Origin of the sequence: Nitratireductor thuwali (genome assembly GCF_036621415.1) — a bacterium.
Lineage (GTDB): Bacteria > Pseudomonadota > Alphaproteobacteria > Rhizobiales > Rhizobiaceae > Chelativorans > Chelativorans thuwali.
The window spans coordinates 2,002,234-2,013,694 of the sequence record NZ_CP030941.1 but is presented as its reverse complement, the minus strand read 5'-3'; the positions used below and the strand labels follow the sequence as shown (position 1 = coordinate 2,013,694).

General features: G+C 65.2%; 11 protein-coding genes. 5 read left to right on the top strand and 6 right to left on the bottom strand.

What is annotated here, in order from left to right; genetic code table 11:
• Positions 1-146: 146 nt before the first annotated feature.
• From NTH_RS09710 to tkt, 6 genes are all read right to left on the bottom strand, one after another.
• On the bottom strand, positions 147-896 hold the full coding sequence (locus NTH_RS09710) for an SGNH/GDSL hydrolase family protein (protein ID WP_338529830.1): 750 nt from the start codon (positions 894-896) through the stop codon (positions 147-149).
• A 214-nt stretch (positions 897-1,110) separates the two neighbouring features.
• Positions 1,111-2,136, bottom strand: coding sequence for a class I fructose-bisphosphate aldolase (locus tag NTH_RS09705; RefSeq protein ID WP_338529829.1), 1,026 nt, complete (start codon positions 2,134-2,136; stop codon positions 1,111-1,113).
• A gap of 206 nt (positions 2,137-2,342) precedes the next feature.
• Positions 2,343-3,539: a phosphoglycerate kinase gene (locus NTH_RS09700; protein WP_338529828.1), complete on the bottom strand. Its 1,197-nt coding sequence runs from the start codon at positions 3,537-3,539 to the stop codon at positions 2,343-2,345.
• Between the two features lie 103 nt (positions 3,540-3,642).
• Complete coding sequence (locus NTH_RS09695; RefSeq protein WP_338529827.1) at positions 3,643-5,445, bottom strand: potassium/proton antiporter; 1,803 nt, start codon at positions 5,443-5,445, stop codon at positions 3,643-3,645.
• Positions 5,446-5,566: 121 nt separating this feature from the next.
• Entirely contained in the window at positions 5,567-6,577 is a 1,011-nt protein-coding gene (gene gap, locus NTH_RS09690; protein WP_338529826.1) for a type I glyceraldehyde-3-phosphate dehydrogenase, read from the bottom strand.
• 141 nt (positions 6,578-6,718) lie between these two features.
• Complete coding sequence (gene tkt / locus NTH_RS09685; protein ID WP_422392372.1) at positions 6,719-8,782, bottom strand: transketolase; 2,064 nt, start codon at positions 8,780-8,782, stop codon at positions 6,719-6,721.
• Positions 8,783-8,962: 180 nt separating this feature from the next.
• On the opposite strand from tkt, the gene NTH_RS09680 reads away from it, so the two are divergent.
• Genes NTH_RS09680 through NTH_RS09660 form a run of 5 tightly spaced genes read left to right on the top strand, consistent with a single transcriptional unit; the run spans position 8,963 to position 11,359 of the window.
• Positions 8,963-9,247 carry a DUF4164 domain-containing protein gene (locus tag NTH_RS09680; protein ID WP_338529825.1) on the top strand — a complete coding sequence of 95 codons (285 nt, stop codon included), beginning with the start codon at positions 8,963-8,965 and terminating at the stop codon, positions 9,245-9,247.
• 8 nt (positions 9,248-9,255) lie between these two features.
• A complete protein-coding gene (locus tag NTH_RS09675; protein ID WP_338529824.1) occupies positions 9,256-9,633 on the top strand; it encodes a cell division protein ZapA in 378 nt (125 codons plus the stop codon).
• Positions 9,634-9,684: 51 nt separating this feature from the next.
• On the top strand, positions 9,685-10,305 hold the full coding sequence (gene rimM / locus NTH_RS09670; RefSeq protein ID WP_338529823.1) for a ribosome maturation factor RimM: 621 nt from the start codon (positions 9,685-9,687) through the stop codon (positions 10,303-10,305).
• Positions 10,302-11,012, top strand: coding sequence for a tRNA (guanosine(37)-N1)-methyltransferase TrmD (gene trmD, locus NTH_RS09665; protein WP_338529822.1), 711 nt, complete (start codon positions 10,302-10,304; stop codon positions 11,010-11,012). The genes rimM and trmD overlap by 4 nt, the downstream gene beginning before the upstream one ends.
• The gene (locus NTH_RS09660; RefSeq protein ID WP_338529821.1) at positions 11,009-11,359 is read left to right on the top strand and encodes a DUF4260 domain-containing protein; all 351 of its coding nucleotides are present in this window, start codon (positions 11,009-11,011) and stop codon (positions 11,357-11,359) included. Before trmD ends, NTH_RS09660 begins: the two co-directional genes overlap by 4 nt.
• Positions 11,360-11,461: the final 102 nt, after the last annotated feature.

Sequence of the window (11,461 nt, the reverse complement as noted above, 5' to 3'; positions counted from 1 at the left end):
AAGCAGCCGGTTCCGTGCAAATAAGATGAAGATCGGGCAAGTTCCACGGGCTCGCTCGGTGACGCTGCTCTATGCCTTCCCGGATCGGGCGGATATGCAGAATGCGACGTGGAATGAAATGGAAAAGACGCAGCCGGCGATTCTGATCAGGCGACCAGCCGGCCCGGACGCTCGACCTGGCGGCCTTCCTGCATGTAGGCAAGTAGATGTTCGGCCCAGGCGCGGTAGCCATCCGCCGAGGCATGAAAGCCGTCATCGGAAAAGCCCGCATCCGGGTCGTCAATGGGCAGGCGGGTGGCCGGCACCACGCCGCGCTCCTCGCAAAGCTGCGTTCCCATGTGGTTGATCAGCGATGCCCGGATTTCCAGTATATGCCCAAGCGCCGGCGGCAGGGCGGGCATGCGGCGCATGTCGACGACGGGCGACCAGACGATCAGGGCTTCGGGCCATTTGGCGCGCAAGGCGTAAAGAAGGCCGCCGAACTCCCGCTTGAAGCGCCGTACCCCGTGGAAATTCTTGGCATCGTTGGTGCCCACCGCGATCACGATATGGGTCCAGTGCTCGTCGGCGAGATTAGGCACCACAAAATCGCGAACCTGTCCCGCGGTTGCGGAATTGAAGCCGGCGGCCCGCCATACGACCGCGCGCTCGTGGCGCAGGGCGACAAGGCGGGCAAGCTGCGAGGGCAGGCCATAGCTCGTATCGGCGATGCCGACGCCGGCGACGGACGAATCGCCGATCACCAGCAGGCGCACCGCCGGCTCCGCTCCGTCGATGCGATGACGCACCCGCCCCTGCGGCGGCAGCATGCGCGGCGTGCGCAGCCGCACCCCGATGCCCTGCCAGGCATAGATCGGGAAGGCAAGCCAGGAAAGCGCAGCCTTGAGCGGGTTCATCAAACGGGTTTAGCAAAGGACAATCCGAGGGTGAACCGATAATTCCGGCCCGGCCGCATTCGCCGCCGCGATCTTCGAGCCCACCCTACGGAATCGACCTGTCGTTACTGCGCCTTCGCGCGCCCTTGCCCTGCCGGGCATGGCAGCCGATCCGCCTCTTGAGGAAAGATGATCCAATGGTCGGCCAGGACAGAGGGTGCGAAGGGCGCGGCAGTCAAGCCGCCTTTTCGAGCGCTTCCTTCCAGTCGCCGCGGGCGGCGAGACCGTTCATCCGGGCACGGTGGGCAAAGGCCCGCTGGCCGGCGGCGACATTCTCCTGTTTGCCGCCCCAGGCCTTCAGGGCGGCCGCCTGCAGCGCGCGGCCATAGGAGAAGGTCAGCGTCCACGGCGTGTCGTGGCCGGCATTCATGGCCGACAGATGCGCCGTGGCTTCCTCGTCCGACTGGCCGCCCGACAGGAATGCGATGCCCGGAACGGCGGCGGGCACGGTCGCCTTGAGGCAGCGCACGGTCTTTTCCGCCACTTCCTCGCGGCTGGCCTTGCGCGCATTCTTGCCGTCGATGACCATGTTCGGCTTCAGCACCATGCCTTCGAGCAGCACGCGGGCGTCGTAAAGCTCGGCGAAGACCGTCTTCAGAACCCATTCGGTGACGTCGTAGCATCGGTCGATGGAGTGATCGCCCGGCTTGCCGTCCATCAGCACTTCCGGTTCGACGATGGGCACGATGCCCGCCTCCTGGCAGAGTGCCGCGTAACGGGCCAGCGCCTGCGCGTTCTGCTTGACGGCGCCCCAGCTCGGAAGATCGTCGGAAATGGAGATCACGCCCCGCCATTTCGCGAAGCGCGCGCCGAGCTCGTAATATTCGGCAAGGCGTTCGCGTAGTCCGTCGAGGCCTTCGGTGATGGTCTCGCCCGGGAAGCCGGCCAGCGGCTTGGCGCCCTTGTCGACCTTGATGCCGGGCACCGCGCCGCTGTCGGCGATGACCTTCGCCAGCGGCGTGCCGTCCCTTGCCTTCTGGCGCAGGGTCTCGTCGTAGAGGATGACGCCGGAGATGTGGTTCTTCATCCCTTCTTCGGCGCGGAACAGCATCTCTCGATAGTCGCGCCTTGTGTCCTCGGTCGATTCCACACCGATGGAATCCAGCCGCTTCTTGATGGTGCCGGTGCTTTCGTCGGCGGCCAGAATACCCTTGCCGCTTGCCAACATGCGGGCGGCGATATCTTCAAGACGTTCGCTCATTCCTGTGCCTCCTTCAGCATTTTGCAGTCAGGTGGGACCACCTGACGTCCGCATAAATGCGGAAAACAAAAAGATGGAGCGTCCTTTGTGCGTCCGAATGGACGCACGGCGCTCTAGCCGTGCCATGCAACGCGATTAGCAGATGACAGTAGAAAACGGAATGCGGTGGCCAGGCTCCTAATCGATTGAAAGAAAACGAAGTTCGCCTACTTCGTTAATGCCAGCACGCCGGGCAGCGGTTTGCCTTCCATCCATTCCAGAAAAGCGCCGCCGGCGGTCGAGACATAGGTGAAATCGTCGGCGACGCCAGCCTGGTTCAACGCCGCGACCGTATCGCCGCCGCCGGCCACCGAGACGAGCAGTCCTTCACGGGTCCGTTCGGCCGCATATCGGGCAGCCGCCATCGTCGCCTTGTCGAAAGGCTCGATCTCGAACGCGCCGAGGGGGCCGTTCCAGACCACCGTATCGGCGCGGTCCAGCCATTCCTTGATCTTCTCGACCGTTCTCGGGCCGACGTCCAGGATCATCATATCCGCAGGCACGGCGTCGACCTCGACCACATGGCTTTCGGCGCCCGCCTTGAACTCGCGGGCCACCACCGCATCGGAAGGAAGTATGATGGCGCAGCCGGCCGAGGCGGCATCGATCATGATCTGCCTGGCGGTTTCGGCCAGGTCGTGCTCGCACAGCGACTTGCCGACATTCGTGCCGCCCGCGGCAAGAAACGTGTTGGCCATGCCGCCGCCGATGACCAGCGCATCGACCTTCTTCACCAGGTTGAGCAGCAGGTCGATCTTGGTCGAGACCTTTGCCCCGCCGACGATGGCCAGCACCGGGCGCGCCGGATTGCCGAGCCCCTTTTCCAACGCCTCGAGCTCGGCCTGCATCGTGCGGCCGGCATAGGCCGGCAGCAGGCGGGCTAGACCTTCGGTCGAGGCATGGGCGCGATGGGCGGCGGAGAAGGCGTCGTTTACATAGATGTCGCCGTTTTCGGCAAGCGCGGCGGCAAAATCGGGGTCGTTCTTTTCCTCGCCCGGATGAAAACGCGTGTTCTCGAGAAGGAGGATGTCGCCATCGGCCATTTCGGCGACCGCCTCCGTGGCGGTCTCGCCGATGCAGTCGGAGGCAAAATGGATGCGCTGGTCCAGCGCCGTCTCGACGGCATAGGCCACGGGGCCGAGCGAAGCTTCAGGATCGCGCTTGCCCTTGGGCCGGCCGAAATGCGCGAGCAGGATGACCTTGGCGCCCTTTCCGGAGAGTTCGGCAAGGGTCGGCGCGATACGGCGGATGCGGGTCGCGTCGGTCACCACCCCGTCCTTCATCGGCACGTTGAGATCGACGCGTACGAGAACGCGCTTGCCGGCGACGTCGCCCAGATCGTCGAGAGTCCTGAAATCGGCCATGTCCCTTGCTCCTCGTTCGGCAGGCTGCCCCTGTCGGGCGCGGCCCGGAACATACAGTGCCGAGCCGCGCTGACAAGATGCCGCGAGGCTTTTCGCCGATGCGTCAGCTTCGGCGTTTCAGCATGCTCCGGAGGCGGCTTGCCGCCTCGCCGATGCTGAGGAAAACCGGCACCGGCGTCGGGCTTGCGGGCGGGTCGACCGACAGGCCCACCGCAGCGATCCCGCCATTCTCGTCGACGTCGCGGACGATCAGCTCGATGTTGCCCAGCGTGACGCGGTCGCCATATTCGGCGCGCCCGCCCAGGCGCTTGCGCATGAATTCGGCGATCGACATCGCCTGTTCCTTGTCGCTTAGCCCCGGCGCATAGGCAGCCTCGATATCGGCGGCGGGCCGGTCCGGATCGACGCTGAAGGCGCCGAAGAAATCGGCGTCCTCCGGATCCATTTCGGCGGGGCTTGCGAAGAGACGGTCGAGCAGCCGCGGGTAGCGGTCGGGAACGAAGATGTAGACGTGATCGCCCGCCATGAGGCGCCCGGCATACTGATAGGTCATGGAGCGCCCGTCGCGGACCACCAGCGACGGACGTGCCCAGCGGGGAATGCGCTGTCCGCGCTCGACCGGGCTGCCCGGCACCACGCGGTAGGCAAGCAACTCATGATGCGCCGAGCCGGGCAGCTCCAGCTCCACCTTGTTGAGCGGGCCCAGCCGGGGCGGCACCACCATGTTCAGCCGGCGGGCAAGCGGGCCGACGGTCCAGCCCTGCACCATCAGCGAGACGAGCACGATGATGAAGACGATGTTGAACAAGGCGCGGCCGCCTTCCAGCTCGTCGATGAGCGGCGTGATCGCCAGGAGAATGGACACGGCGCCACGCAGGCCGACCCATGAGATGAAGGCCGTCTCCGCGCGGGAGAAGCGGAACGGCATGAGGCACAAGGTCACGGCCAGCGGGCGGGCGACGAAGATGAGGAACAGGCCCAGAACCAGCGCCGGTACGGCGAGTTCGGCGAATTGCGAAGGCGTGGCGAACAGGCCCAGAACCAGGAACATGATGATCTGCGCCAGCCAGGTCACCCCGTCCTGGAAGCGCTTGATCGCCGCGGTCGAGCGCAGCCGGCCGTTGCCGGCCACCAGGCCCGCCACATAGACCGCGAGAAAACCGGAGCCGCCGATGGCGCCGGCGAGTGCGAAAACGAGCAGCGACAGGGCCAGCACGAGTATGGGAATCAGCCCCTGGTCGAGGTTCAGCCGGATCACCAGCCGCACGATCACGTAGCCGCCGGCGATGCCGGCAAGAAGGCCGATGCCCATCTGCTGGAGAAAGCCCATCGCCACCTCGCCGGCCAGCTTGGCGGGCTCCAGCGGTGTGCCGGTGGCGATCAGCCCGACGAGCGAGAGCGTCAGGAAGATGGCGATGGGGTCGTTGGAGCCCGATTCCACTTCGAGCGTCGAGCGGACGCGCTCGCGCACGAAGATGTTTCCGACCCGCAGCAGGAAGAAGACAGCCGCAGCATCGGTGGAAGCGACGGTGGCGCCGAGCAGGAAGGATTGCAGCCAGTCGAAGCCGGCGACGAAATGGGCGGCAACGCCGACGAGGCCGGCGGTGAGCATCACCCCGACGGTGGCGAGCACGACGGCCGGCGCGGCGGCGGAACGGAAGGCGGATATGGATGTGCCGAAGCCCGAATCGAACAGGATCACGGCAAGCGCAAGCGATCCCACGAAATAGGCCGCTGAGGCATTGTCGAAATCCAGTCCCAGCCCGTCGGTGCCGGCGGCAAGGCCTATTCCGAGAAATATGAGAAGGAGAGGGGCGCCGAAGCGGAAGGCGATCAGGCTGGAAAAGGCGGCGATCAGCACCAGAACGGTGCCGATGAGCGTTATGACATAGATGCCTTGATCCATCGCCCTTTTGACTTCGCAGATTCAGTGCAGAGTGCGTCCAAATGCGCGGTTCCGCAAGCGCGGCAGGAAAAACGCCCGGCACGAAGGCCGGGCGTATCGTCGCAGATCAGGAATCTTCGCGTCAGATCGTCTTGCCGAACACCACCGCCGTGTCGGCCATGCGGTTGGAAAAGCCCCACTCATTGTCGTACCAGGCCATGACGCGCACGAGATCGCCTTCGATCACCTTGGTCTGGTCGAGCGCAAAGGTGGAAGAGGCGGGGTTGTGGTTCAGGTCGATCGAGACCAGCGGCTCGTCCGTATAGGCAAGGATGCCCTTGAGCGGCCCCTCGTTGGCGGCGTCGACCAGCGCCTTGTTGACCTCCTCGACCGTGACCTTCCTCTTCGGCACGAACTTGAAATCGATGACCGAGACGTTGGGGGTCGGCACGCGGATCGACACGCCGTCGAGCTTGCCGTTGAGCTCGGGCAGCACCAGGCCGACGGCCTTGGCCGCGCCCGTCGAGGTCGGGATCATCGACATGGCCGCGGCGCGGGCGCGATAAAGATCCTTGTGCATCGTATCCAGCGTCGGCTGGTCGCCCGTATAGGCGTGAATGGTGGTCATGAAGCCCTTCTCGATCCCGAAGGCGTCATGCAGCACCTTGGCCACGGGCGCGAGGCAGTTGGTGGTGCAGGAAGCGTTGGAAACGACCTTGTGCTCCGACGAGATCTTGTCGTGGTTGACGCCGTAGACGACCGTCAGGTCGGCGCCGGAGGCGGGGGCGGAGACCAGCACACGCTTGGCGCCGGCTTCAAGGTGGAGCGAGGCCTTCTCCTTGGAGGTGAAGATGCCGGTGCACTCCATCACGATGTCGACGCCGAGCTCGCCCCAGGGCAGCTTGGCCGGATCACGCTCGGCGAAAACCTTGAAGCTGTCGCTGCCGATGCCGATCGTATCGCCGTCGACCGTCACTTCCGAGGGGAAGCGGCCATGCACGCTGTCATAGCGCAGCAGATGAGCGTTGGTCTCGACCGGACCCAGATCGTTGATGGCCACGATGTCGATGTCCTTGCGGCCCGATTCGTAGATACCGCGAACGATGTTGCGGCCGATGCGGCCAAATCCGTTGATGGCGACTTTGACGGTCATGAACTTCCTCCGGGGCATGGGCCATGGCTAATGGCGGAAAGACGAGAGTTACTTAAAGCGGGCGCGATAAAGAATCCAGCCATAGGCCGGGGCGATGACTGAGCCAGATGGCAAAGTCCGCCCCGGTCCTTCCGGCCATTCTTATTTCGTTTCGCCGAGACGTGCCTCGGCCGCCTGCACGACCGCTTCGGCGGTGATGCCGAAATGCTTGTAGAGGTCGGGCGCCGGCCCGCTGGCTCCGAAGCCGGTCATGCCGATGAAAACGCCATCGGAGCCGATAAAGCGGTCCCAACCCTGGCGGATGCCGGCCTCGATGGCGATACGCACCGGCGTCTGGCCGAGAATGGCCTCGCGATAATCTTCCGACTGCTCTTCGAACAGTTCGAAGCAGGGCACCGAGACCACCCGCGCCGGGTGGCCGCGCTCGTCGAGCTGCCTCTTAGCCTCGACCGCGATCTCGACCTCGGAACCGCTTGCGAAGATCGTGACGGCCGCATCGTCGCCCGCCGGCGCCAGCTCGTAGGCGCCGCGGGCGCACAGGTTTTCCTCCACATAGGAGGTGCGCACCGGTTCCAGCTTCTGGCGGGTCAGGGCGATGGTGGAGGGCACCTTGCGGCTTTCCAGCGCGATCTGCCAGCATTCGGCGGCCTCGACCGCATCGGCGGGCCGCAACACATTGTGGTTGGGTATCGCGCGCAGTGCCGCCAGGTGCTCGACCGGCTGGTGGGTCGGCCCGTCCTCGCCCAGACCGATGGAATCGTGGGTCATGACGAAGATGGAGCGGATGCCCATCAGCGAGGCCAGCCGCATGGCCGGGCGCGCATAGTCGGAGAAGGTCAGGAAGGTGCCGCCATACGGAATGATGCCGCCATGCAGCGCCATGCCGTTCATGGCCGCGGCCATCCCGTGCTCGCGGATGCCGTAATGGATGTAGCGGCCGGAAAAGCTTCCCGGCTCGACCGTGCCGAGCTGGCTGGTGCGGGTATTGTTGGAGCCCGTCAGGTCGGCCGAGCCGCCGATGGTCTCCGACAGGCAGTCGTTGATGACCTCCAGCGCCATTTCGGAAGCGTTGCGGGTGGCGACCTTGGGGTTTTCGCCGGCCAGCTTCTTCTTGTAGTCGTCGATGACGGCGGTGAAGGCTTCGGGCAGGTCGCCGCGCATGCGGCGTTCGAACTCGGCGCGGGTGTCGGCATCGGCCGCAGCCAGGCGCTTTTCCCATTCCTTGCGCTCCTTGGCCGAGCGCAGGCCTGCCAGCCGCCAATCGTCGAGAATGTCGGAAGGCACGACGAAGGGATCCGCGTCCCAGCCGAGCGCCTTGCGCGCGCCCGCGATCTCCTCGGCGCCGAGGGGCGAGCCATGCGCCTTGGCCGTGCCGGATTTGGTCGGCGCGCCGTGGCCGATGGTGGTGCGGAATGCGATCAGCGTCGGGCGGTCGGACGCGCGGGCGCTCTCGATCGCCGAGGCGATGGCTTCGGGGTCGTGGCCGTCGGCGCGCAGCGTGTTCCAGCCCGACGCCGCGAACCGCTCGCACTGGTCGGTGGAATCGGCCAGCGAGACCGGGCCGTCGATGGAGATCCGGTTGTCGTCCCACATGACGATGAGCTTGTTGAGTCGCAGGTGGCCGGCAAACGCTATGGCTTCCTGGCTGATGCCCTCCATCAGGCAGCCGTCCCCGGCCAGCACATAGGTATAGTGGTCGACGAGCTCGTCGCCATAGCGGGCGTTGAGCAGGCATTCCGCCAGCGCCATGCCGACGGAATTGGCCAGACCCTGGCCGAGCGGTCCGGTGGTCGTTTCGATGCCGGCGGCGTGGCCATATTCCGGGTGCCCGGCCGTGCGCGAGCCGAGCTGGCGGAAATTCTTGATCTCGTCGATGTCGATGTCTTCATAGCCCAGCAGATAGAGCAGGGAGTACAGAAGCATCGAACCGTGGCCCGCGGACAGGACGAAGCGGTCCCGGTCGGGCCAGTTGGGCTTCTTGGGGTCGTGCGTCATGAAGCGGGTGAACAGGACGGTGGCAATGTCGGCCGTCCCCATGGGCAGTCCAGGATGTCCGGATTTGGCCTTCTCGACGGCATCCATGGAGAGGAAACGGATTGCGTTCGCCATCCGGTCGTGTTTGTCGCGTGGGATCATGTTTGCTCGCAGATCGGCAGGAGATTGAACGGTTGGCACATCGCGGCCCCGAAAATGCAGGCGAGACATAGCAGGTGGCGTGCCTAAGTCAATAAAACCTGCCGGCTGCGCGTGCCTTGATCGGGCCCATCTTATAGGGGATAGCGGGGGGATCTTATTGACGCATGCTTCACCCTCCGCGTAATCTTTCGGGGGTAAAAGCTTAGGATTGCGCGCATTTCGCAGGCGGGCGGGCTGGGAATGGTGGCGATGAACATCCAGAGTTCTGGTGATACGACGCTGAAGGAAGCGATCGGCCGTCTGACGAAGGCCGTCGGCATGCTGGAAGCTGCGGCCGACAACCGGCTCGAAAGGGAGCAGGATTTCGCCGAGGCCGAAGCGGAGGTGCAGCGTATGGGCGCGGACAGGGCGCGGCTTGCCCAGGAGATCGACAAGGCCGAGGCGCGCGCGGAGCGGCTGGCAGAGGTCAATCGCGAGGTGTCGCGGCGGCTGGTGACGGCGATGGAGACGATCCGCGCCGTGCTCGACCGGTAACGGCAGTCATGGCTCAAGTCACCGTAACCATCGACGGCAAGACCTACCGCATGGCCTGCGACGAGGGGCAGGAAGCGCACCTGATTGACCTGGCCGAGCGTTTCGACCGCTATGTCCTGCACCTGAAGGACTCGTTCGGCGAAATCGGCGACCAGCGCATCACCGTGATGGCAGGCATCATGGTGATGGACGAGCTGGCGGAGCTGCAGAAGCGGGTGCGCGGCATGGAAAGCGAGATCGCGACCCTGCGCAAGACGCGGGACGACGCTCTTTTGAAGGCCGACAAGAACGATGCCACGCTCACGGGCAGCATCGCCGAGCTGGCGGAGCGCATCGAGGCCGTGGCGGCGCGGCTGTCCGCCAACGAGCCGCCGCGCCAAGGTTGAGGAAACCGGCGCAATGGGCTGCCAGGCAGTATTCCCGCCATCGGAGAAGACATGGCCAAGACGGTAAAGCTCGAGAATCCCGTTCAACTCGCAGTGGTCGGCGCGGCGCACGGGATCAAGGGCGAAGTGCGCGTGAAAAGCTTCGCGGAAGACCCGCTGGCACTCGGCCGGTACGGCCCGCTTCACACCGAGAGCGGTCAGGCGCTCAAGGTGAAGGATGTGCGCCCGGCCAAGAACGTCGTCATCGTCCGCTTCGAAGGGGTGAGCGACCGCAGCGCCGCGGAAGCGCTGACGGGTCAGGCGCTTTACGTCGACCGCTCGGCATTGCCCGACCAGCTGGAAGAGGAGGAGTTCTACCACGCCGACCTGATCGGCCTGCCGGCTTTGGACGAGACCGGCGAGAAAGTGGGCAAGGTGCTCGCCATCCATGATTTCGGAGCAGGCGACGTCCTGGAAATCCGGCCGGATTCCGGCCCGAGCGTAATGGTGCCTTTCACGCGGGAGGCCGTGCCCGAAATCGACTTCGAGGAAGGCGTCATAAGGCTGGACAGCCTGGCGGCCGGGCTCGGAGAGGACGGCGAGGAAGCACCCGGCGAAGATCCCGATCCGCCTACGCCATCTGAGCCTTCCGCGCCCCCGCGCGGGCCGAAACCGGCCGGAGGCAATCGGTGACCTTCCGTGCAACCGTTTTGACGCTCTATCCGGAGATGTTTTCGGGACCGCTCGACATCTCGCTTGCCGGGCGCGCGCGTGAGGCCGGAACGTGGTCGCTCGAGACCGTGCAGATACGCGATTTCGCCACCGACAAGCATCGCAGCGTCGACGATACGCCGGCCGGCGGCGGCGCCGGCATGGTGATGCGCGCCGACGTCCTGGCGCGGGCGCTCGATCATTCGGCGCCGCCCGGGGACCCACGTCCCCGGCTTCTCATGAGCCCGCGCGGCAGGCCGCTCACGCAGGCGCGCGTGCGCGAGCTGGCCGCCGGTCCTGGCGCCGTCATCCTGTGCGGGCGGTTCGAGGGCATCGACCAGCGGCTGATCGATGCGCGCGGGCTGGAGGAAATCTCCATCGGCGACTATATCCTGTCGGGCGGCGAGCCGGCGGCCATGGTGCTGCTCGACGCCGTCGTGCGGCTGTTGCCGGGGGTGATGGGCAATGTCGTGTCGGGCGAGGAGGAAAGCTTCGAAAGCGGGCTTCTCGAGCATCCTCACTATACCCGGCCGAAAGAGTTCGAGGGCAGGGAGATCCCCGAGGTGCTGACTTCGGGCAACCACGCCAAGATCGCCGCATGGCGGCATGAACAGGCCGAAAGGCTGACTGCGGAGCGCCGGCCGGATTTATGGCAGGCTTACCGCCCCCGCGGCGGGGGGAAGGCATGAGCGGTCTTTTGCGCCTTGAAGGGGCGGCGCTGGCGCTCGCCGCGCTCGGCTATTATCATTTCATCGGCGGCGATTGGTGGCTTTTCGCCGCGCTCATTCTCGTGCCCGATCTGTCAATGCTCGGCTATCTTGCCGGGCCGCGGGTGGGTGCATGGTGCTACAACGCCGTCCATAGCTGGCTTGCGCCGGTCGCGCTTTTGGCTCTCGCATCGATTGCCGGCTGGCCCTTGCTGTCCGAACTCGGCATGATCCTGGCAGCGCATATCGGCATCGACCGCGCGCTTGGCTACGGTTTGAAGAGAACCAGCGGTTTCAAGGACACGCATCTGGGCCGCATCGGCGGTTAGAGCAGTTCCAGGAAAAATGGAAGCCGGTTGTCCGCCGGAATTGCATGGAATCAAACAGTTGGATCAGTTCAGCGTTTCCGTGAGACGGTGAACTGATCCAGC

What these genes read in the sequence shown, in the direction of transcription:
- NTH_RS09700 (WP_338529828.1), bottom strand. Translation starts at nt 3,539, where the DNA reads ATGGCCGATTTCAGGACTCTCGACGATCTGGGCGACGTCGCCGGCAAG.
- gap (WP_338529826.1), bottom strand. Translation starts at nt 6,577, where the DNA reads ATGACCGTCAAAGTCGCCATCAACGGATTTGGCCGCATCGGCCGCAAC.
- rimM (WP_338529823.1), top strand. Translation starts at nt 9,685, where the DNA reads ATGGCCAAGACGGTAAAGCTCGAGAATCCCGTTCAACTCGCAGTGGTC.
- NTH_RS09680 (WP_338529825.1), top strand. Translation starts at nt 8,963, where the DNA reads ATGAACATCCAGAGTTCTGGTGATACGACGCTGAAGGAAGCGATCGGC.
- NTH_RS09695 (WP_338529827.1), bottom strand. Translation starts at nt 5,445, where the DNA reads ATGGATCAAGGCATCTATGTCATAACGCTCATCGGCACCGTTCTGGTG.
- NTH_RS09660 (WP_338529821.1), top strand. Translation starts at nt 11,009, where the DNA reads ATGAGCGGTCTTTTGCGCCTTGAAGGGGCGGCGCTGGCGCTCGCCGCG.
- NTH_RS09675 (WP_338529824.1), top strand. Translation starts at nt 9,256, where the DNA reads ATGGCTCAAGTCACCGTAACCATCGACGGCAAGACCTACCGCATGGCC.
- NTH_RS09710 (WP_338529830.1), bottom strand. Translation starts at nt 896, where the DNA reads ATGAACCCGCTCAAGGCTGCGCTTTCCTGGCTTGCCTTCCCGATCTAT.
- tkt (WP_422392372.1), bottom strand. Translation starts at nt 8,782, where the DNA reads ATGTCTCGCCTGCATTTTCGGGGCCGCGATGTGCCAACCGTTCAATCT.
- NTH_RS09705 (WP_338529829.1), bottom strand. Translation starts at nt 2,136, where the DNA reads ATGAGCGAACGTCTTGAAGATATCGCCGCCCGCATGTTGGCAAGCGGC.